Annotated in this window: 14 protein-coding genes; 5 read left to right on the top strand and 9 right to left on the bottom strand. The window is 41.0% G+C overall.

Annotation, left to right across the window (positions count from 1 at the left end):
* Window positions 1-13: 13 nt before the first annotated feature.
* The 5 genes from HUU81_RS03010 to dinB all read right to left on the bottom strand — a co-directional run bounded on the left by HUU81_RS03010 (window position 14) and on the right by dinB (window position 13456).
* Entirely contained in the window at window positions 14-2746 is a 2733-nt protein-coding gene (locus HUU81_RS03010; RefSeq protein WP_199610800.1) for a hybrid sensor histidine kinase/response regulator, read from the bottom strand.
* Window positions 2747-3088: 342 nt separating this feature from the next.
* Entirely contained in the window at window positions 3089-4636 is a 1548-nt protein-coding gene (locus HUU81_RS03005; protein ID WP_199610799.1) for a M17 family metallopeptidase, read from the bottom strand.
* 109 nt (window positions 4637-4745) lie between these two features.
* Window positions 4746-7112: a penicillin-binding protein 1C gene (gene pbpC, locus HUU81_RS03000; protein ID WP_199610798.1), complete on the bottom strand. Its 2367-nt coding sequence runs from the start codon at window positions 7110-7112 to the stop codon at window positions 4746-4748.
* 31 nt (window positions 7113-7143) lie between these two features.
* On the bottom strand, window positions 7144-12180 hold the full coding sequence (locus tag HUU81_RS02995; protein ID WP_199610797.1) for an alpha-2-macroglobulin family protein: 5037 nt from the start codon (window positions 12178-12180) through the stop codon (window positions 7144-7146).
* 217 nt (window positions 12181-12397) lie between these two features.
* A complete protein-coding gene (gene dinB, locus HUU81_RS02990) occupies window positions 12398-13456 on the bottom strand; it encodes a DNA polymerase IV (RefSeq protein WP_199610796.1) in 1059 nt (352 codons plus the stop codon).
* Between the two features lie 184 nt (window positions 13457-13640).
* Between dinB and rlmF the strand changes: the two genes are divergently transcribed.
* Together rlmF and HUU81_RS02980 are read left to right on the top strand one after the other, a co-directional pair.
* The gene (rlmF, locus tag HUU81_RS02985) at window positions 13641-14633 is read left to right on the top strand and encodes a 23S rRNA (adenine(1618)-N(6))-methyltransferase RlmF (protein ID WP_199610795.1); all 993 of its coding nucleotides are present in this window, start codon (window positions 13641-13643) and stop codon (window positions 14631-14633) included.
* Between the two features lie 135 nt (window positions 14634-14768).
* Window positions 14769-15668 carry a substrate-binding periplasmic protein gene (locus HUU81_RS02980; RefSeq protein WP_199610794.1) on the top strand — a complete coding sequence of 300 codons (900 nt, stop codon included), beginning with the start codon at window positions 14769-14771 and terminating at the stop codon, window positions 15666-15668.
* On the opposite strand, the gene mazG is transcribed toward HUU81_RS02980, so the two are convergent.
* Window positions 15665-16585 (bottom strand): nucleoside triphosphate pyrophosphohydrolase, encoded by a 921-nt coding sequence (gene mazG, locus HUU81_RS02975; protein ID WP_325071761.1) that lies wholly within the window; start codon window positions 16583-16585, stop codon window positions 15665-15667. The two genes, HUU81_RS02980 and mazG, sit on opposite strands and share 4 nt — an antisense overlap.
* A gap of 214 nt (window positions 16586-16799) precedes the next feature.
* Between mazG and HUU81_RS02970 the strand changes: the two genes are divergently transcribed.
* Window positions 16800-17237 (top strand): GFA family protein, encoded by a 438-nt coding sequence (locus tag HUU81_RS02970; protein ID WP_199610792.1) that lies wholly within the window; start codon window positions 16800-16802, stop codon window positions 17235-17237.
* 90 nt (window positions 17238-17327) lie between these two features.
* Here the strand turns inward: HUU81_RS02970 and HUU81_RS02965 are convergent, their stop codons facing one another.
* Window positions 17328-18911, bottom strand: a complete 1584-nt coding sequence (locus HUU81_RS02965) for a cation:proton antiporter family protein (protein ID WP_199610791.1) — start codon at window positions 18909-18911, stop codon at window positions 17328-17330.
* Window positions 18912-19112: 201 nt separating this feature from the next.
* On the opposite strand from HUU81_RS02965, the gene HUU81_RS02960 reads away from it, so the two are divergent.
* Window positions 19113-20381 carry a choice-of-anchor H family protein gene (locus HUU81_RS02960; protein WP_199610790.1) on the top strand — a complete coding sequence of 423 codons (1269 nt, stop codon included), beginning with the start codon at window positions 19113-19115 and terminating at the stop codon, window positions 20379-20381.
* 98 nt (window positions 20382-20479) lie between these two features.
* Here the strand turns inward: HUU81_RS02960 and folE are convergent, their stop codons facing one another.
* Both folE and folX read right to left on the bottom strand, forming a co-directional pair.
* Window positions 20480-21163 carry a GTP cyclohydrolase I FolE gene (folE, locus tag HUU81_RS02955; protein ID WP_199610789.1) on the bottom strand — a complete coding sequence of 228 codons (684 nt, stop codon included), beginning with the start codon at window positions 21161-21163 and terminating at the stop codon, window positions 20480-20482.
* A 233-nt stretch (window positions 21164-21396) separates the two neighbouring features.
* Window positions 21397-21804, bottom strand: a complete 408-nt coding sequence (gene folX, locus HUU81_RS02950) for a dihydroneopterin triphosphate 2'-epimerase (RefSeq protein WP_199610788.1) — start codon at window positions 21802-21804, stop codon at window positions 21397-21399.
* Between the two features lie 276 nt (window positions 21805-22080).
* On the opposite strand from folX, the gene HUU81_RS02945 reads away from it, so the two are divergent.
* Complete coding sequence (locus HUU81_RS02945; protein ID WP_199610787.1) at window positions 22081-22521, top strand: host attachment protein; 441 nt, start codon at window positions 22081-22083, stop codon at window positions 22519-22521.
* Window positions 22522-22575: the final 54 nt, after the last annotated feature.

The raw sequence follows: 22575 nt of genomic DNA, 5'->3' as shown, positions 1-22575 counted from the left end.
TACCGCAATAGTACTATTTAATTGCATCTGATATTTGCTCAATAATTTTACTTAGCAATGCGTTTGTTTGTTCTTCATTCCCATCGCGTGCAGCAATTTCAAGCTCACCCGCTACATTGGTTATCTCTTGATAACCAAAACTGCCTGCACTCCCTTTAATGGCGTGCGACAGCTTTGCTATTTCCTCTGCATTAGCTGAAATGTCTTTAGCAAAGGTTTCATACTGCTCTTTATACTCTGCTAAAGAGCCTTTATAGCGAGCTTTAAGCGCCTGCATTTCTGGCGACTCTAAAATTTCAGCACTGAGTCCCGTGGTATTTTCATCTGATTTTTCACTATCTTCATTAACCGTTTCTCTGGTTAAGTACTTAGCCAAAATACCAGCAAATTTACTTTGCTCAATGGGTTTACTTAACGTATCGGTACAACCCGCTTCTTTTTGTGCGGCTACATCATCTTTCATCACATTCGCGGTTAATGCCACTATTGGGGTCGACTTATCTAGCTGTCTGATTAACGTCGTTGCTTCCAAGCCACCCATAACAGGCATTTGCATATCCATAAAAATTAAGTCGTAGTGATTACTCATCACGGCTTCTGTTGCTAGTCGCCCATTTTCAACAAAAGTAGTGTCTACATTGTAAGGCTTTAATAACAGCTTAATTAGCAGTTGGTTATTTACATTATCCTCAGCCACTAAAATATCACCTGAAATATTGTGAGTGTCTATCGACTCAGCAGCCTGGCTTTCTTCACCTACAATTGCCCTATCTTTAAACTGCGGCGCTTCAGTTTCCATCTTAGTCCCTTGCACTTCATTAAGTACTAATGTGAAACGGGTGCCAACGCCATGCATACTTTCTACCGTAATATCACCGCCTAGTAAGCGAGCTAACTTTCTTGAAATAGACAGCCCCAACCCTGTACCACCGTACTTTCTGGTGGTGCTAATATCAGCTTGAACAAAGTCCTCGAACAGTTTCGCGAGCTGTGCTTCTGTCATACCTATACCAGTATCTTGAATACCAATACTAAGAGTATCTGTTTGCTGGTTATATATTATCTTTACGGTAACCCCACCTTCATGCGTAAACTTAATGGCGTTTGAGCATAAATTAATAATGATCTGTTTTAACCGAGTAGGATCGCTCACAATAAATCGGGGCAAAGGAAAGTCGTACGCTATTTCTAGGTTAAGCTGTTTTTCTTGCGACATCGGTCTAACAATAGTGTCTATGTCGCCTAATAAGTGGAAGAAATTAAAGTTTGTAAGTTCTAACTCAAGTTTGTCAGCTTCAATTTTAGAAATATCTAAAATATCATTAATTAACTTAAGCAAATGCTCACCACTATGAAGTACTCTATCGAGCAGCTCATGATTTTCAGGATCAATATTTTTGTTTTTTAATGCTTGCTGAGTAAAGCCAATGATTGCGGTAAGTGGCGTTCTAATTTCATGGCTCATGTTTGCCAAAAATGAGGATTTTAACGTGCTCGCTTCTAATGCTTTTAATCTGGCGGTTTCTAATTCTTGGTTTGTATTTTCTAGCTCTTTGTTAGCAAGCTCTAAATCTCGGGTGCGATCGATTACTTTTTCTTCTAGTAATGATTGACTTAGCTTGTCTTTTTCTCGGTACAACTTAAGTTGACGCACCATCACATTAAATGCAGCAAATAATTCACCTAACTCGTTTTTATGCTCAACAGGCAACTTAATATCAAATTCGCCCTTACCCACTCTGCGTTTTGCTGCTGTTAGCTCTCTAATAGGCGTTAATAACATGTAATGTAATAAAGAATATAATAACGCCGGAATAATAATGGCCACAACAAGTGAAATAAGTATGGTCAGCGTAGAAATTAATCGGCTGTCTGCGTATAGCTCTCCATCCTCAATCCCACTAAACAAATAATAATCATTGAATAGCTTGCGCCCCTGAAAGTGCATCACTTTGTCAGCAAAATTAATTTTAACAAGCGCACTTTTCCCAATGGTTTGCTGCAATGCATTTAATGCCTCAATTGATAAGTTAGTTCCTACCGAGTTTGGCAGTTTTGAAAATAAAATTTTGCCCTGTTTGTTGACAATAATTGATTGGCCGCTTTGCCCTACTCCACTAGCTACAGCTTGATTAAATGCAGATGGCGTAACCCCAAGCATTACATATCCCCAATTCTTCTTTTCTACATTTTTATTTACATCTACCAGCTTAGACTCGCTATCTACCCACATTCGTTGTACAGCCAGCACGTTTGTTGGTTGGCCAATTTCAGGGCTAATTAGAATAATATCCCGATTCGCCTCCATATTAATGATACTGTCAAAAAATGGGCGATAGACTTCTTCAACCGCCTCATATTTATCTGGTTGAGGGATAATATAAGCAACTTCTCCCCCTTCTTTTGACACTAATCTAAACTCGTAAAAATCGGGGTAAGATAATGAAAAACGGGTAAAGCCATCTCTTAATGAAGGAATTTGAACAATTAACTCTTCGCTATTAGGCTCATGATAAAGCATGCTTTCAACTATGCGAGAGTTGGCCGCAACACTTAACGCTGACACTGTTGTACTGTAAAAATTGTCGATTAGTTGAATATTTTGCTCTAAGTAGCTATTTATTCGGGTTTCGATTTGCGCTTCTGCGCTAGTTCTAACGTTAACGTATGCAACACCACCCAATAACGCGAGGGGAGTAACAACAAGCGGTACAATGATTAACAGTAATTTTTGGCTTAATTTCATATTTGTTTGAACTTAACCTTGTCGGCAGCAATCAATCATTCGTATCAACTAAAAAATATGTTGATATTTGTTCAGGTCACTAGTGTGCGCTAATGTGTTAGTGTAGTACATTCATAGCAGGTTTCTTAATATATTTATACATAATAAAAGTAAATCTTCAGCCTTAACGAATAATAAAGCCGTAATACAACTATATGATAAATATAGTAGATTTATCCCTTTCAAAGGATAAAAAAGTCAGCATATTGAAATCCCCAATTGCTGACTATCTATAGGTTAATGCGACGAGACCTGAACTACGTATACCTATTCGTAGCTCAGGCATATTAGCATTATTTTATGCTAACGCAGGTAAGTTGCAGCCATCATCAATACCGCTGCCGCAGTTGGTTTACCATGTTGCCAATCACCGTTTTCTACCGCACTGCCAGCAACGTCAATATGTACAAATGGTAATGGCTGGTCGCTATCGTTGCCGTGCTTGTCTAACCCTGACGCTATGGCTAAAAAAGCCAGTGGGAATTGGTGTCCTCTTGCCGTAACAGATGACGGCGCAGTATTACTGCTTAACAAGTCGTCCGCTAACGTTTTTGGTTTTACAAAATCCCAATCTTCGCGACGTGAGCGAGACAACTCAGCTGGGTCACCAAACATATCACCGTAATATGCCATTTTCTGTGACACACCATTACGTCTGGCAGGTCCATTCTCAACCAGTGCCGTATAAGGCCCCATCGCACGTGCTGCATGCCCTGTAAGGGTCGCAACGGTAAATAACTCAGGGTTCACTTCATCCACTGCACGTTCTGCAAGGCGACCTAAAATGTCTCCCATTACCAGCCTACCTTCAGCATCTGTGCAGCCTACACGAATGCGAATACCATTTTTTGCAGTAACAATTTCATCGGTTACAAACGCATCTGAGCCAATGCTATTTCGCACCGCACCTATTTCAGCAATCACCTTTAAGCCTTTTGGCTTTAATTCTGCAACGGCTTTGATAAATCCAGCAACCGCTGCGCCGCCACCTTTATCGCGGCTCATACCAGCCATTGCCCCGCCTACTTTTAGATCTGTTCCGCCGGTATCGTAAACTAAGCCTTTTCCGGAAAACATTAATGTACGATCAATGTCGCCTTCGCCAGTATATTCTAATCGAATTACTCTTGGGTGGTGGCGCTCTACTTGCCAAGATGCACGAGCGACCGCCGATAACAACGGGTAGTCTTGTTCAAGTGTGTCGCGGTCTTTAATAACCTCAACCTTTACTGGCGTCCCTTCAAACAAAGCTTCGCAATATTCAGCAAACTTAGGCGGTGACATACGCTCAGGCTCAGTGCCACATAAGTCACGTGCCGCTCTTCTTCCCAGCTCAACAGCACCTAACCAACAATCACTGACAGAGTGATTTGAAAAAATACCAATTTCTTCAACAGGCTCTATTTCGGCTTCAACTTTAGATTCCCTTGCTTCTAACGGCTGCCATAGTGCTTGGCTAGCCCCAAAATATGCAACTTCGGCCGCAGCTGAAAAGAGCTCAGTGTCAGGAGCACCATTAATATAAAATAAAGGTCTTTTAGCCCCTGATGCTCTAACAAGTTCAGCCGCTTTATTGGCAGCGTCGTAAAAGCGACGACTGTCATCATAATCTCGCGCTAAGGCACCTGTTGGAGAAAAGATAAGGCGGGAGCCCGGCACCAAATCATTTACCATTAATACAGGCTCTTTACCAATGCGTAAGTCCACTTTTCCAGCCGCTGTTAAAAAGTCAGCAACGCTTGTTGCATCTGGTAAATTTAAATCAGGGGAAATAACAACTAAAGCATCCCAGTCATTACTTGAACACGCTTGTTGAAAATCAGTAACCACACTTGGTTTTGGATAAGACATCTAGCATCCTATTTATTATTAAAGAAAAACAAATCGTATTGTTTATACCAAACAATATAGCAATCAACAAATTATCATTTTTAAACTCCGCCTGCTTTTAATAGCGTAGTTAAAGCACGTTAATTGTAACCATATCAGTATTGCCTTGCTGATCTTGTACCATGATTTGTTGTTGGCCTTTTGACGATAGTATATGTTCCTTGCTGTTATTCGCAGGCGTCGTGTATTTGTATTTACCATTGATATACCAATTTTTATCACCAGCACCGCCTATACTTTTGAGCCAAACGCTTGGAAACTGCCCCATCTCACCTGATTTGCGAAAAATACTGTTGGGCACAACGCCTGTAATTTTTAACGTTACTGTTTGCGTTAATGCTGTATTCCTACAGTTATCGTCTAATTCAGGGAGTAATTGATGACGTCGGGCATTGTGGCTTACCCATGGTTCCAACACCTTAGGCCAAACAGCTACCTGCTGTTGCCGCTTGCTTGCCACATTGCAATCCATTGTCACACTTAAGCCCGAATCAGCATTTATCCAATACGTTACAATGCCAGATTGCCATGCATCATTATCAGCTGTGTGCCAAGTTGGCGGTACCACACGATTTATGATCCACGCCATATGCTGTTGCTGACAAAAGCGTGGTGCTTGTTCATGCATAAGTGTACCTAACGGCCAGCAAATTGCGGCTTGCTCTACATTTTCTGGTTTACTAATAGACTCAGGCTGATCACCTAATAAATCTGCCACACTAAATAATAAAGGCCCTGCAGTCACTCTGCCATGATGACCCGGCATAGCAGTGCCGTCGGGTCGACCTAGCCATACACCTACGGTATAGTCTTTATTCACACCTATCGCCCATGAATCTCTGTGTCCATAACTCGTTCCCGTTTTCCAAGCAAGTGGTTGCTTTGGTGCGGTAACGGCTAGGGTATTGATACTGTCGGGTCGGCGAATTTTTGCTAATGCGTCTTGAATGACCCATGCACTTTCTACAGAAAGTAAACGGCGGCTCTGTTTAGGTTTAGCTAACTCGTTTTGTAAAAAACGTAACTCGCTTACCATTCCTTGATTTGCTAACGATGAATAAGCTTGAACTAGCTTTTCTAACGACGTACCCGCACCTCCTAACACAACTGATAGATTGGGGCTGGCTTGTGGGATGGTTAATGGCAGGCCTGCATTGGCTAATTGGGCGACAAAACGGTTAACACCGTACCGTGCTAGTAAGTCTACAGCTGGCATATTCAGTGAGCGTTGTAACGCTTCCGTGGCCGATACAGGTCCATTAAACGCGCCATTGAAGTTTGACGGCCGGTATGCCCCCCAACTTCTTGGTACATCAGCCAACAATGAATGCGAATGTATTAACCCTTCATCCATAGCTAACCCATATAGAAAAGGTTTCAATGTAGAGCCGGGCGAACGCACTGCTTGTATCATGTCGATATACCCAAAGCGACTTTCATCCGCAAAAGCAGCTGTGCCAACATAAGCCTTTACTGACGATGTGTGGTTGTCTACCACCAATACTGCTGCTGAACTGTACTTAGGCTGGTTGCTCATATATGCGGTCAGCACATCTTTAACGGCTTGTTGCAGGTCACTATTTAGGGTGCTTTTAACAACAGATTGACCGTCAGAAAAAGCCAGTAATCTACGGGAAAGTAATGGTGCTATTTCTTCTGGCCGAAAATTAAAACTGTAAACCTGTTCCAACTTAGCGTCATCTACCACCTCTTGTGACCACACACCAAACTTCGCCAATCGCTGCAATACTTTGTCTCTCGCCTGTTGCGCCGCTTGGTTATGCAAATCTGGGCGGTAACGGGTTGGAGCCTGCGGTAAAACAGCAAGTAATGCAGCTTCAGCATGAGTAAGTTGCTTTGCTGATTTATTTAAATAGCTGAAACTTGCCGCTTGAACGCCTTCAATCGTGCCGCCAAACGGAGCGGTGTTAAGGTAAAGCTGCAAAATCTGTGCTTTCTCTAAATGCCACTCTAATTGAATAGTGCGCATCATCTGTTTGAGCTTACCCCACATGCTTCGTTCGTGAGGGTGCAAAATGCGAGCAACTTGCATCGATAACGTTGAACCGCCTGAAACAATGCGACCGCTCAACACATTTTGTTTCATCGCTCGCAATAACGAAAATGGATTAATGCCCGGATGAGACCAAAACCAACGGTCTTCATAATTTATTAACGCTTCAATATAAAGTGGCGACACCTCTGGCAACGCAATCGGATAGCGCCAGATACCTTTCTCATCGGCAAAAGTACGCAAAGGCACGTCATGCTCGTCAACCACTACCCGAGCAAAAAGTTGATTATGCTTGGGCAAATTTAAGGGATAAGCATGATCAAGTAACTTAATGACCATTACTGCAATTACCAGCGTCGCGAATAACACAACAGTCCATTTCGACTTTTTAGTCATTCCCACTTTCTGTTGACGCTGAAACATTGCTAACACACTCCGCCGAAGTAATTCCATATTACTTTTGAATAACGTGTATATCAGGGCTTGCTTTACCTACTCCCCTTATTTCTGGGCGGTACATATCTTCAACTAACGCAGAAGGCACTTTGTATTTGCCGGGAGTTACGGCGCGCACCAAGTAAAATAAATGAGTGTTACGCCCTTTAAGCAACGTTAGCGCTGCCACATAGCGATCATCACGGTATTCCTGATGTTTAACTTGATTGCGTTGTTGCCAGTACTGGATGGTTTTACCGTCTACCTTTATTTCATCAAGTTTAATAGCGTGATCTAAATGTTGGTTTTCCAGTTCAAACCCTGCTGGCAGTAAATCTACAACCAAAGCATCTGGCGTTATTTGTTCTGCCCGCACCTGTAAGTTTACTAACAACAGCTCACCTACTTTTGCCTGCTGTACATTCACCTCTTCCCCTTTTAGGTTTAACCAATGGCGCTGTATCGACATACCATTAGCGACTGCCGCTGGCGGCTTAGTTCCATAACCATTAACACTGATACGAGCTAATACAGGCTGCTCGCTTTTCGCTGTTATCGTTATACCGTTGTTGATGCCGTTGTTGATGGTATTGTTGATGGCATTATCGATTGCCTCAGCATTTAGAGTTTTATGATAAGCAGCGGTTTGATTTAATTTTGTGCTAGCAGCTCCCATAATTATCTCAGCCGACCAAGGCTGGCTCTGTATTTCTGCGAGCGAAAGTCCTGCCAAAAATAATGCGTTACGCTCTTGGGTACTTAAATACTCTCGCACATTAAGCTGCTCTGCTAGCGTGAAACTTAGTGCTATAGCACCTTGCTCGTCCAAATCATGCTTAAGCAATAGATGTATCATCAACGCTAAATCTCGTATTTGGCTGCCATAATCGCCTAAAAACTTGTCGCGTTTTTTGGGCAGATTATTTAATGCATCTGCTAACAGTTTTTCCCCTAACTTTTTATCTCCCATGCGAAATAACGCGATGGCGAGCTGTAACTGCGATAACCCAGAGCGGGCATTAGCACTGTGGTTCTTTGCCAAACTTCGCAATGCTCCCAGCGGCGCTTGATTGACGGCAGCTAGCACATATGCAGCATAGGCTTTATACGCAAAATAGTAATGTTTACTATCTTCGCTCCAGCGTTCATCATAAAAGCTACGTGTTCGGGCTAAGTATCGTTGTAGGCGCTGTAATGTTTTAGCTAACATCTCATCGGGTACTGTAACGCCCATGTCTCTAGCATTAACCAAGAAATCTGCAATATAAGTCGTTAGCCAATGCTCCTCACTTGCAGTGTTACTCCATAGCCCGTACCCGCCATTACCTAACTGCAACATTGCTAATCTTTCGATGCCTTTGTTGATCATGCTTTGCCGCTTTTCTTCACTGATCAAATTAGTACTGAACTGCTTTTGCTTGTCGGGCGTTGCAAAAATGAGCGGATATACTCGGCTACTGGTTTGCTCTAAACATCCATATGGGTATTGTAATAAATGGGTAAGCTGGTTTTTCAGATCGATATTCGCATTCGGTGAAATAGCAACTGATGCCTGAATTGTGTTCGGTAACAACGCGCTAATGTTACTTTGTTCAAGTGTTACACTTTCATTTTGATTCAACACTTTTTGCAAACGGGTATGAACCGCAGGATAAGCAGGACGCAACCCTAAATGCCAACTTTTATCAATGTTTTCAGGTAAGTTATCTCCTGATACCAGCAACGAAAACGTTGCCAGCCCTTCGTGCCCTTCCGCCTTAACATTATAATGTAAGGTAGTCTTAGTCCCCGCTTCCAGCGTAATATCTTGCGAATGGTTAAGTGGTGCTATCGCGCCTGCACCATTAAGCTTAACGAATAAGTCTTGGCGCTGTTCACTTAAGTTTGTCACATCCAATGCGATTGCTGTTTCATCGCCCATAGCTAAAAAGCGTGGCATTGCAATTTGCGTCACCACTGGCGCGGCAATCGTGACCTCAGTGTCTCCATGACCAAACTCTTCATCAGTAAATGCCACCGCCATTAAACGTAGTCGTCCATTAAAGTCAGGAATGTTGAGCGGAATGATGGCTTCTCCATTCTGATTTAAGGGCACTAATCCGCTGAATAAAGAGACTATTTGTACATCAGAAAGTGGCGCCTTGCCTCCACGCGTTAAATCACTATCACCGCCAAATCGCAACCTTGCCTTATCCGCTTGGTTAATCTCAATGACGTTGTTGTATATATCTCGTACATCAACTTCATAGCGTCGCTGCCCAAAAAAAGCATTAAACGGATCTGGCGTGTTAAAGTCACTGATATTAAGTACGCCAACGTCAACCGCCGCCAGCGTAACAAAAGCAGCAGGTAGCGAAGTATCGCCTTGAGCCTTTGTGTTAGCCTCAGCATCACGGTCGGCACTATTCACCATCACCTTTACTGGTAAGGTTTTATTTGGTAACGCTTTGTCTGCCACATCAAACTGCACATTTAGTTTTCGTTGTTCGCGCTGTAAAGGTAAATGAATTAAGCCAAAACTGCGCTTCGGAGTAAGCGCTTTTACTTTATTTCCAGCTTGCAGTACCACTGCGCTAATATAAATATTATGCTGTTGCCAGTCAGCAGATATGGGAATTTCTACAACCGCACCTTCAGCTGGAATATGCAGCCTTTTCATCCAAAGCGGTGCATCGCCTTCAACCAATATAACGGCTTCACCAGCCTGCGGCGGTACAATGGTTACCTTAGCTGTATCACTTGCATTAAATGCTGCTTTATCAAGTGCCATTGTTACTTTATCTGGCCTAGCAGCCCCGCTACCCGCCTGACTATTTTGCCAATCTTCATACCAGTTCCAACCTGCATAAAATCGGGTGCTCGTTTTCAAGTTATGGTTTGTATCCCGCACTTCTAAGCGGTAGTTGCCCCAAGTCACAGGAAATTCAACGCGGCCTACTTCGTCATGGTTAATATCTAGCGATGCTGTTAACTCAACATATTCATTATCATTCCACTCGTAGTGCCAGCCTTGATGGTCAGAGTAAACCCAAAAATAACGGCGATCTTCACGAATTAATTTTATGTCTAAGTCATTTGCTGAATGTTTAACGCCATCTAACGACGCTTTAATAATTTCGAAACTAACTGTTGAATGTGCTGGCGGATTAACATCACCAAAGCTGGTACGAATACCAAGCATTTTCTCACTTGGCCAAACCAACCCTGAATACGTACGAGAAACAGGTCTACCGCCAGACTCGTATAAGCTACTAATAAATTTAACTCGCAGTGGAGAATGCAACTGTGGAGAATGCAACTGTGACCAATTACCTTGATATACAAGCTCGCCAATGCCTTCTTGATCGAGTTGAATATCCTTGAGCGCTAGCCGCTTATTAAATCTTGTTTGTTGAATATCGCCGAACTCAAATGTTGGCAAACTTTTTATCGGATTACGCCACTGTGAAATACTAACCTCTGTTGATAAGCGATTGCCTGCAGCGGGTGCACCAAATAAATACTCCCCCATTACAGGCACTTTCAGCGCTTTTTGATCTGTCATTACCGTTATTTCTTGGGGGTTTTTCGGGTTAAAGGTGAGTTTTAATCGTTCTGGTAAAAATTCTTCTACTTTAAATTGATAAGTAAATGTTTTTCCTGCCACACTCTTCACTTCAAGCTGCCAAGCCCCTACTGGTGCACTGGCAGGGATGTGCCACTGATATTGATAAAAGTTTTGCGTGTTACTGTTCCAGTTAAAGGTTTTAACCTTGGTTCCATCAGGACTTTTAATTGCCGCTTTTAATACACTAGACGTTGTTAATCGACCATCATCATTACGCAGCAATGCATTAAAGTGCACTAACTCTCCGGGGCGGTATAAATCTCTAGGTGCGTATATAAATAATTGTTGTGGTTTGTTGGGCCTTAAACCTATATTGAAATCAGATAAATCTAGCGCTGGCTTGTTAATTTCAATGACAGAAAAGTGCTGTTCATTTTGCGCAACGATAAGAGCAGCCGATGTTAAGTTACTGGTAAAAGAAACTTGCCCATTAGGGGACGTAAGACTTTGTTGCAGAATTTCGCCTTTATTATTGACCAAACTGATATTGACTTGAGCTAATGCCTTCCCAGTTTTCAAAGAGGAGGCATAAACATCCAACTGCGTTTCATAAAATCGCGCATGTAACCCTATATCGGTCACAGAAAACCACATCATCTGATGCTTATTGTACGCACCAGCTTCATTCATAATCGCAAGATAAATACCTGGCAGTTCAAGCTCGCTCACTCCCTCAATATCAATGCTTCTTTCTACACGGGTGTTATCTGGAATATTTAGATCGTATCGGCCGGTATATGCTAAATCCGCAAATTGTGTCACGCGCTCAATGCCCCAATAAGCCCGTCGACTCGACATTTCTTGCAAAAACGGTTCGCGGCTTTTTTCTTTTACACGATAAAAATTAATATCAACTTGCTTTACGTTAACCGACACGATCGGCAAACCATTACCTAGCCCTTGTGTAAGAAATGCACCAGTGGTATCAAAATTTACGCTGGGCGCTAATTGACTGGTTTTAATACGCGCATTTTTAGTCATCGCTAAACGTTGACCATTTGCAGCCACCAGCCCTTCATAAATCGTAATATCGTAAGCTGAATCAGGCTCTACAAAAGGAAACCAAACCGTTTTACCAGACTTAGAAACTATCCAAGCCCCATCGACAGCACCTTGATTTTTCGCACTAATATTAAAAAACGATTGGTGATCTTGTGAAGGGTCTAATGGCACCGATAACGTAATAGCAATTGAGTTTCGTCCTTCGCGACTACGCTCTGAAATATCTAGCACCGTCAGTTGGGTGTTACGGTAAGCCTGTTGTACCTGCTCTAAATTAAATTCGGGTTCTGTTGGCTGTGAGGGCGTCGCTGCGATACCGCTGTTGCCAGAGGATTGAGTATGCGTTTTGCTTGATGCATGAGGTTCGCTGGCATTGTTATTCTCAGCGCCACAACCTGTTAGCGCCAACATAGTAATAACCACTAAGACGATGAAGTTTTTGTGCATCCTGATCCCTTGACGAGTCTAATGGAAGGTTAATTAATACGCTCTATTTTACCTAAATTAAAAACAATGAATATTAAAAAGTATTTTATATCAATGACTTTATCTCAGCCTTAACCGCTCATCACTATTTCAATATCCAACGTGTGGGCTAAATATTAAGTATAAAAAATGACATCAATCAGGTTGAATAATGATGAATTATGGCAATGTTGACTTACTATAGATCAAAGTTTAATTGTTCGAATGTATTCGCATCATCGTCTAACCCAATATGAATACCTAACAATCTCACTGACTTTCCGTTTCCGCGAAAAAACGCTTCTTGTAATAACTCAATCAGGGTGTTTCGTTCTATTTGATTGTGCTTTTGTTCTTTAGTTGTTTGTTGAAAATCTGCGAATTTAACTTTTACACCAAGCTTATTCATACTGCGTGTAGCTAAATGTTTTTGTGCACGCCTTTCTAATTCTGGCAACAACCTTTCAATTAAAATGCGGGACAATTCGTCTAGGCTGCTAACGTTTTTTTCAAAGGTTCGTTCAACCCCCACAGACTTTCTAATTCTTGACACTTCCACTGCTCGGTTATCAATCCCATGACAGCGATCCCATAAAACCCGCCCATATTTACCAAAATGTTCAATTAGAAAGATTTCTTTCGAACGTCTTATATCGCCCCCCGTTTCTAAACCTAAACGTTTTAGTTTCTCCGTCGTCACTTTACCAACACCGGGAATTTTTTTTAGTGGCAGCGTTTCAATAAAATTCAGTACATCATTAGGTGCAATAGTAAATTGGTTATTCGGCTTGTTAATATCAGAAGCTATTTTGGCTAAGAACTTAATAGGTGCAATACCTGCTGATGCAGTCAACATGGTTGTTTTGTATATCTTGGCTCTAATTTCTTGAGCGATAAGCGTAGCAGAGCCTTGGTGCAAACTAGATTCAGAAAGATCTAAATACGCCTCATCAAGCGAAAGCGGCTCAATTTTGCCTGTATACTCTTCAAATATTTCTCGGATTTGCTCACTTGCTTCGCGGTAGGCTTCCATTCTACCGGGTACAACAACTAAGTTGGGGCACTTTTGCTTGGCAATTGCCGTGGGCATCGCCGAACTAACACCATACTGCCTTGCAATATAGTTGCAGGTTGACAATACTCCTCTGCGATCAGACTTCCCCCCAACGGCCACTGGCTTTCCAGCCAAGGAGGGATTATCTCGGATTTCTACGGATACAAAAAACGCATCCATATCTATATGTACAATTTTACGCATAACTGTATATTTATACAGGATTGAGTGTATTTCAAGTTTTTATTGTCTTTTAAGCACGATTTGATTTATTTTTCAGTATAAACTTATCCGCAGTTCAACGATGTTCTGAAGAAATTGAAAATGTTATGATCACTGCCATCTGCAAAACAAACTTCACTACTTTTCGCGCTAGGACATCACTTTTATGCACCCAAGAAACTTACATCAGACTCGCTACCCTATTTCTGAGCTTATAAAGGTTACCCCTGCACTAGCATCTTTCACTAAGTTAAACCCCAAAGGCGAGCAAACCATTGATTTTGCAGATCCTGCTGCTGTAAAGACCCTTAATCAAGCGCTGTTGCATTACTATTACGGAGTTAAGTTTTGGGATATTCCACAAGGCTACTTATGCCCACCGATCCCCGGCCGCGCAGATTACCTCCATCATATCGCTGACTTATTAGCACAAAGTAACGATGGCAACATTCCCAAAGGTAAACATATTATTGGGCTGGATATTGGCACGGGTGCCAATTTGGCGTATCCGCTCATTGGTAACAAGAGTTATGGTTGGCGCTTTATCGCAAGTGATATTGATCCTATTTCAGTACAGTGTGCACAACAACTATGTCAAGCTAATAAGCTCACAAAAGAGATCAGTGTTTTTCATCAGCCTCAAGCTGAGCATTACTTTCTGAATATTTTACAACACCCAAAGGCCAATCTATCTGCAAAACAGCAAAAGCAAATTCAACAGGTTCATTTTACAATGTGTAACCCACCCTTTCACACATCACTTGAAGCGGCACAACAAGGTACGCAACGCAAAATTACTAATTTAGCAGCCAATAAAGCCAAGCGAAAGCCGTCGGGTAAGCATACAGTGCTGTCGAAAAAAGACACTAAGGCGTTGAATTTTGGTGGACAACAAGCAGAGCTATGGTGTGAAGGTGGTGAAGCGAAATTTATTACAGACATGATAATTGAAAGCCAGCAATTTAGTACTCAAAGCCTATGGTTTACGAGTTTAGTGTCAAATAAAGACAACCTAAAAACATTAAAACAAACACTAAAGAAAATAAACGCGAAGCAAGTGAAAGTGGTTGATATGTCGCAAGGTAACAAACAAAGTCGATTCATTGCTTGGAGCTTTTTTACGCTTGAGCAACAGCGCACGCAATTAAGGGCAAGTTGATTTTTTAGCATTGTTTGCTAACCTTTCTTTTATAGTAGGTAGCAATACATGCAGTAATAATAACAATAAAGTTTATCCTCAATGTAAGCTGCTGTGATGCATGTTAGATTGTGCAAAAACATGTGCAAGGGAATAATGGTGTACCTTTTTAAAATCGCACTCAATCCACTTATCGCTCACGTCAAAGCTGGCACTATTTTAGCCTTAAGCTTGCTGATCGCTGCTTATTCAATCACATCTGTCCCTGCCTATGCCACCCAAAGCATCAGTAAAGAGTCGGCACTGAATGCCCCGTTTAAAGTAGCTCAAATTGTTTACATAGAGCGCCCTCCTTTTTATTACACTAAAACAAGCAGTGAATCAGACGGTATTATTATTCAACTGTTAAATCAGATTGCCGAACAACAAAACATCACGCTTGCCTATCAAACAGCGCCCGATTGGGCATCGGTAGTGCACCATTTAAAAGGTAAGGTAAATAGCTGTTTTGCAGGTAGTTATAAAGTGAAAGAAAGGAAAAAATGGTTTCAATTTACTGATGCTATTTATTTAGAAAAGCCTTACGTCATTGCCACGCATAAAAAACTCGCAAATTACTTTAAACGTCCTCCTACCGTAACCGAGCTACTATCAAGTGATTTTATTATGGGGCATCAGCAGGGATTTTCTTACGGCGACAAAATTGATCGCAGTTTGACGAGATATAAAACTCCTGTTGCGGGTCTTTCCTACTTAACCCACAGCTTTGGCGACAATATACAGCGGCATGTGTTTAAGCTTATTTCTCGTCAACGCATTGATTACTATTTAATTAACCCAGTAGAGTTAAGCTGGATTTTAAAGAAAAATCCGAAGTTAAAATATCAAATTTCAGTCCTCAAATTTGCTAATCCACCCGATCCTAACGCTCGGCATTTAATGTGCAGTAAAGATGTAGATAAACGTTTCATTTCGTTTATGAACGCTAGTATAAAACAGCTAAAGAAAAGCAGCGCTTACTCAACCGTGTTAGACAACTTTAACCATAGTTATTAAGAGTTATCGCGCTTTTGGTTTTGTTTTACTTGCTGCCAAACGTTATCCATTTCTTGAAGCGTGGCCGTTTGAAGTGATTGTCCTTTTTCGATAAAAACGTGTTCAACCTGATTAAAGCGCTGTTCAAATTTCCGGTTGGCCTGCCGCATTATTTGTTCAGGATCAGCATTCACATAACGAGAGACATTAACTAAAGAAAAAAATAAATCGCCTAATTCCTCTTCTATGCTTTGTTGCTGTGCTTCATTCACCACTTTGTGTTGTAATTCAGCCCTGAGTTCTTCGACTTCTTCCACCACTTTATCAAGTGCGCCATGAATATCTGGCCATTCAAACCCCACCGTAGCACAGCGCTTTTGAATTTTATTAGCACGAGAGAGCGCAGGTAAATTATGAGGAATATTATCTAGTAAACGAGCCTTGCCTTGTTGATGCCTAATGTCGCGCTCTTGAGACTTTTCACGCTCCCAATTTTCTTTCACCTGCGCTTCAGTAAAGCTAACATTCGTTTGAAATACATGAGGATGGCGACGTATTAGCTTCTCGTGTATCGCATCTACAACATCACTAAATTCAAACCGCCCCTCTTCGCTAGCAAGCTGGGCATAAAACACAACCTGAAAGAGTAAATCTCCTAACTCCCCTTTTAGCTCATCAAAATCGCCTTGCTCAATTGCATCAGCTACTTCGTACGCTTCTTCCAAGGTATAAGGCACAATTGTGGAATAGGTCTGCTTGAGATCCCAAGGGCAGCCAGTTTCAGGATCACGCAATTCGCGCATCACGGCTAATAATTGATCTATTTGAGAGTGACAAGTTGATGTCTTATTTGAGCAGTTATCATTACACTGTGTATCACAGTGTTCGTCACACTCTCCGTGCTCATGGTCATTTTCTATAACAGGTTTAATATTCACTCTCATTTCGCTCTCGATTTTTACTATTGATTAATCACGTACTTGCAGTGGTTCAGGTTACTAGTGACCACTTTTTTATTTCTATTTACCAATTACTTAACAAGGTTTTTATTTACGTACGCAGCTATAAAATTAAAAAGCACAATGCTAACCTGTAAGAAGTAGTAAGGCAGTAATAACTAAATAGATAAATTACTAACTAGGAGAAAACTACATGGAAACACCTACTCAATCTGCTGCTAATGTGTCTGGCTCTTGCTTATGCGGTGCCGTTAACATTACTGCAAATCACGTAGATAATAAAGTTGGCGTGTGCCATTGCAATATGTGCAGAAAGTGGGGCGGCGGACCATTCTTAGCCGTTGACTGTGGCGTTAATGTTACCTTTAATGATGATGCTCCGCTTACCATATATGCTTCATCAGAGTGGGCAGAGCGTGGATTTTGTAAAGCGTGTGGAACCCATTTATTTTACCGCTTAAAAGAAAGCCATAAATATATTATGCCTGTGGGTCTGTTTAACGATTTCAATGCGGAATTAGATCATCAAATATTTATTGACGAAAAGCCTGCATTTTATGACTTCGCCAACAAAACGACGATGATGACAGGTGAGGAGTGCTTTGCTGCCTTTTCCGAGCAACAGTCATAATCTGTATTTGCTCGACTGTTTTTCTCGGCTGTATTTGGATAGCTTAAGATGTAGCATAGCCTTGCTACATCTTCTTATTTGACGCAAACATTATCGCGAACTCGAGTGCTGCCAAGTTGCTTTCACATGCTCGGCAAAACCTGTACCTGCTTCTAAATAAAAGTTAAATGTAGAATCCACGCCCATTTTTTCTAGCTCTCTTTGTTGGTCAGAATAAAACGCTATCGCTGACACTCGCCCATTAAAGCCGGATGCTTTTAATTGTTCTAATGCATACACGTTCTGCGCATGTTTAGGCATACTGAGCAGTACCATTTCAACGTCTGAATGATTTATATTCTGCCAAAAATCTGGATCGGTCGCGTCTGCAAGTACCACAAACCGACCAGCATCAACATGTTTACTCACACAATCTGGGTTAATATCAACACCTGTTACGCGCTGAGGATACGACTCTATTAACGTTTCGTATGCACCTCGCCCTATCCGTCCCATACCAAAAATTAATACCTTTGAACGTGCTAGTGACACAGGCTTTTCTTCAGGTAAGCGCTCTTTCGATTCAAAACTGTCCCAAAAGGGCTCGTACTTCACATAAATTTCATTTGCATGAGCATTGAGGGGAGACGCAATAATAAAGGTAATTGCCACCGCTACCGCAATCACCGCAAGCCAGTCTGACGTAATCCATTGATTACTGGCTGCTAACGCACACACAATCAAGCCAAACTCACTGTAGTTCGAAAGGGAAAATGTAGAGAGTAATGATGTGCGGGCGCGCAATTTAAAACTTTTAAGAAAGTAAAAATACAACCAAGACTTAATTGGTAACAGCAACACCACAATACAAGCCGCAATTAATGCTTCCATACTTAATGATGCATTTAGCCCTATTGTTAAAAAGAATCCCACCAATAAAAAGTCTTTAAAATGCAATAAAGACTTTGCAAGCTCTGACGCTTTATTATGCGAGGCAAATAACATTCCCACTATTAATGCGCCTAAGTCACCTTTGATACCTGCAAACTCAAACGCGTGGTAGCCCACAATCAACGCCAGAAAGAACCCCAGCAAGGGCAACACTTCACCATGTTTAGAACGGTTTAAAACAAGAAATAACACTGGACGTAACACTGGCAATAAAATTAATAAACCAAGGGCGAATACATTAGGAGTTTTACCTGTACTAATCGCTAAAAACAGCACTGCAAATACGTCTTGCATAACCAATATGCCAATCGCAATTTTACCGTGCATACTGGCCATTTCACCGCGTTCTTCTAATACTTTTACAGCGAATACGGTACTAGAAAAACTAAGCGCAAAGCCTAAAATCAACGAGGTTTCAGGGCTTATTTCAGTAAAAAGCGGTAAGCCAACATAGCTCAGCCCTAATATGGCACCAGAAAACAATAAAGTACTAACGGTAATGTGTAAGCTTGCGGGCCCCCATACCTGCACTTTGGCTAAACTTTTTACTTTTAGCTTTAAGCCAATACTAAACAATAAAATAGTCACGCCTAGTGCAGACACTTGTTCAAGTAAGATAGTGCTTTCAAAGCCTGCTAATTTCAGTACAAAACCAGCAACCAAGAAGCCAATTAATGGTGGTAAATTTAGTTGTAAAACAACAAATCCACACACAAATGCGGTGGCAAAGAAAATTAATTCCATAACTTTATTATCAACTTAAGAAGAACCTTGTTTTTTAATAGTTTAGCTAACTACCTGCATTTATAATATAAAAACTTGTAGCTAAACCAAAACCATTAATAGCGCTAAATAATCTCTTCAACTTCAATTAGTTCAGTCTTTGTTCAGCTTCACTGTTGTTTAATTAAGTCATTAAGCGATGGTAAGAATAAGGACGATGAAATGAATAACATCACTCAACATAATAGCGCCACAAAAAGACATAAGCCTAAAATGGGCTTTTGGATAGCTGTATTTGCTGTTTTAATTTTAGCACTCTCATTAGCCACAAAAGCAGCAGAACAAGATGATGAGTCAGTCATATCGGATACTCCTTCACGCACTGAAGGGCTGCGCTCTGCAAAACATGAAGAATATACAGGCGTGTTTAAAACGAGTAAAAATGGCACATTAAATAAGCGTATCCAGCCAGTAAAAAAAGAACCAAAAACTGCGGTAAACACAGCGAAACAACCGTCATTACTTGCTGCTAAAAACGCCAGTCAATTAATGCAAAATAAATCGAGTGCATTGGCAAAAAAAGCGAAAATGAGTAATAAAGAGGTTATTGCACAAAGCCATGACAATGAAGAGTTTTGGATATATGAGTTAGGACTTACTACCTATAGTGACTTTGATTATGATGGGTTTCATAATCAGTTATCGGTTTCAATCGACGTTGATACGGTTTACCAAGATGCTGATGTGTATTTAGTGTATCAGTTGAGTAGCGACGATTTACATTATGACGAACTGTATACATCGTCAATTATTCATCTAAGCCATGAATCAACTAATGATAGCGTTACGGTAGACACACAGTTATCAACTGGTTGGCAGTCTGATTATTACTTGCTAAGAATATTGGTGGTAGATGCTTATAATGACGAAATTTTAGCGCACGCTGATTATGCTTCACACTCGTTTTTAGACTACATGCCGTTAGAAAGTTTAGATTTTGAAGCAGGTTTTTATACTCCTTATTTATTCAGCAGCGATCTTGATTTAACAGTAGATAACGACGCTGATGACTTTTACAGCCAGCTGAAAGTAAAGCTAGATATTGATACGCAAGCACACGAACAAGAAGTCGTGGTAGCGCTGTGGTTAAGTGACTCTGCTGGTCATGCGTTTTTACTACATGAATCATCACCCATGGTCATTGAACACGATACACGTTTTGATAAATACCGGTTAGAGAAAGTCATCCCAGATTATATTCCAACAGACTTATATTCTTTAACAGTTGAAATCATCAATGCGCATGTGCCATCAGAATTGTTATACAGCAGTACTATCGCTAACAACTTACATCTTGAAAATAGCCATAATGACTTAAGAGTAGTGAATGAGTATGTGGTAGAAGAAAAACAAGGTGGCGCACTCTTTGGCACAATGCTATTACTGCTCGGAGTGTTTGGTTACCGGTTTGCACATCGCTTGAAACGTTAAAAGAGAGCGTGAAGCGTTAAAAGAAAGTTTGTGAAGTCGTAGGAAGAGTAGTGATAAAACGAAAAAGGGACACATTTCGCTGTCCCTTTTTATTTCAATTAATTCGCTAAAAACTCAGCACGGGTTTTATCATTTTTCTTAAATAACCCGCCAAGTGCGGTGGTTTGAGTCGATGAGCTTGCATCCATTACACCACGTGCTTTCACGCAATAGTGTGTCGCGTCCATCGTAACGGCAACATTGTCGGTCTCTAATAAAGTTTGCAACGCTACCAATATTTGTTGCGTTAAACGTTCTTGAACTTGAGGGCGCTGCGCAAAAAATCGCACTAAACGATTTACTTTTGATAACCCAATAATTTTATTCTTAGGTATATATGCCACTTTTGCTAAGCCATCAATGGTCACAAAATGATGCTCGCAGGTACTGGTAAAGCTAATATCTTTCACTTTAACCATTTCATCTACATTCATTTTGTTATCAATTACGCTTATCTTTGGAAACGCGCTGTAATCAAGCCCAGAGAAAATTTCAGACACATACATTTTTGCAATTCGATGTGGCGTTTCAGCTAAGCTATCATCACTTAAGTCTAAACCTAATGTTGTAACCACGTCGGTTAGTGATGCTTTGATACGTGCATACTTTTCTTCAGACGTTAAACCATTTTCAATTAACGGGGTTTCTAACCCTTTTTCCAGTAACGCATCGCGTACTTTGCTTGCTTCTGAAGATAAATTCGTTGTTGCTGCCGCGACCTTTTCCGCCAAAGCGATAGTCATAATATTTTCCTAACTCTCATATTGCATGTTACTAGTATGGTTACTACTGTATCTCCCACACTAATAATTTACCGTTTAAAATAAGCGCCTTAATTATGGGGCAATTGCGCGCTGAAAAAACGTAGCGCGTATAATATCAGGAGCGCGTACCCAATTGCCAATTTATTGCGCAAATAACACACAATCACCTATTTGATTTGTGGTTATTCTGTAAATTGAATGACACACATTACCTAATCGTTTCTTTCAGCACTTAGGGTAATTGAAACAGAGTCTGCAAACCTTAGTGCATGGGGTTTATCAACCGTAACCGTTGCTTTTAATACTTGCTCTTCAGCCATAATGATAGTAATTAAGTCTGATGTAAGCTTTTCTAATAAGCGAAACTTCCCCTGCTCGATATGTGCAATAATCGTTTTGGTTAGCACTTTATAGTCAACCGCTTTGTTTTCATCATCTGACTGACTGGCATCATCCGCACAATAGGAAATTTCAGCGTTAACAATAATATCTTGCTGCTTACTTAACTCCTCAGGATTAAAGCCTATATACGTACGTAACCGCAGGTTACTAATTGTGATAATCGCAGGAGCAAGTTGATACGTTGGCGACTGAACCGACAACTTAGAAATTTGAGCCATGTAATTCTCTTAATTATTTTCTTATTGGAACACCTGAGTGATACGTGTAACGAGTGAAGACTGATCACTCAACATTTATCAACACATTAGCTCGTCGCATTCTACTGATTTTTATGTATTTTGCGAAAACTATCTTAGATGTTTTGAGCGTTTCAAGATGCATTTAGTTCTGAGCTTGAGTTGTCAGCAGATAAAATTAGCGAGTTTTTTCTACCTCTTTAATTATCTACTACACTTGTATTTTACCTTATCGATGAATGTAATTAAGGAGACGACATGATTGGTGAAGCATGGCTATTGGTTGCAAATCGCAGTAATGCACGTTTTTTCAAGTATGAAAACAAAGGCTCTGAACTTTGTGAAGTACCTGGACTGGGCAACGCTACAGGTAGAGTATTAGATCAAGACTTAGTGACCGATCGGCCGGGTTCAATGTCTGGTGGCGGCGCGAATATCCCGGGCAGTGATGCAATGGAACCTGCAGAAAGCCCTACAGAGCGAGCAACTGCGGACTTTGCTAAAGAGTTGATCGCCATTTTAGAAAACACCCGCAACACAAGTAAATTACTCAGTGTAGATATTATTGCTGAACCTACTTTTCTAGGTGCACTACGCAAAAAAATGAGTGATCCTCTCGCTAAGTTGGTTGATAAAGAGGTAGCCAAAGATGTCGTAGATGCCTCGCCCGATAAACTACTTAATTACATTAAACACTAGCTGACTTTGTACCTAATAATTTATTAAAGGCCGAATTTACTCTCGGCCTTTTTT

It is taken from the genome of Flocculibacter collagenilyticus, from assembly GCF_016469335.1.
Taxonomy (GTDB): Bacteria; Pseudomonadota; Gammaproteobacteria; order Enterobacterales; family Alteromonadaceae; genus Flocculibacter; species Flocculibacter collagenilyticus.
The sequence above is the reverse complement of the archived record's forward strand: the minus strand, read 5'-3'. Positions and strand labels throughout refer to the sequence as shown.

Coding starts and splice junctions, on each gene's coding strand:
- dinB (WP_199610796.1), bottom strand. CDS start 13,456: ATGCGTAAAATTGTACATATAGATATGGATGCGTTTTTTGTATCCGTA.
- HUU81_RS03010 (WP_199610800.1), bottom strand. CDS start 2,746: ATGAAATTAAGCCAAAAATTACTGTTAATCATTGTACCGCTTGTTGTT.
- HUU81_RS02995 (WP_199610797.1), bottom strand. CDS start 12,180: ATGCACAAAAACTTCATCGTCTTAGTGGTTATTACTATGTTGGCGCTA.
- HUU81_RS02945 (WP_199610787.1), top strand. CDS start 22,081: ATGATTGGTGAAGCATGGCTATTGGTTGCAAATCGCAGTAATGCACGT.
- HUU81_RS02970 (WP_199610792.1), top strand. CDS start 16,800: ATGGAAACACCTACTCAATCTGCTGCTAATGTGTCTGGCTCTTGCTTA.
- HUU81_RS02980 (WP_199610794.1), top strand. CDS start 14,769: ATGGTGTACCTTTTTAAAATCGCACTCAATCCACTTATCGCTCACGTC.
- folX (WP_199610788.1), bottom strand. CDS start 21,804: ATGGCTCAAATTTCTAAGTTGTCGGTTCAGTCGCCAACGTATCAACTT.
- pbpC (WP_199610798.1), bottom strand. CDS start 7,112: ATGTTTCAGCGTCAACAGAAAGTGGGAATGACTAAAAAGTCGAAATGG.
- HUU81_RS02965 (WP_199610791.1), bottom strand. CDS start 18,911: ATGGAATTAATTTTCTTTGCCACCGCATTTGTGTGTGGATTTGTTGTT.
- HUU81_RS02960 (WP_199610790.1), top strand. CDS start 19,113: ATGAATAACATCACTCAACATAATAGCGCCACAAAAAGACATAAGCCT.
- folE (WP_199610789.1), bottom strand. CDS start 21,163: ATGACTATCGCTTTGGCGGAAAAGGTCGCGGCAGCAACAACGAATTTA.
- rlmF (WP_199610795.1), top strand. CDS start 13,641: ATGCACCCAAGAAACTTACATCAGACTCGCTACCCTATTTCTGAGCTT.
- HUU81_RS03005 (WP_199610799.1), bottom strand. CDS start 4,636: ATGTCTTATCCAAAACCAAGTGTGGTTACTGATTTTCAACAAGCGTGT.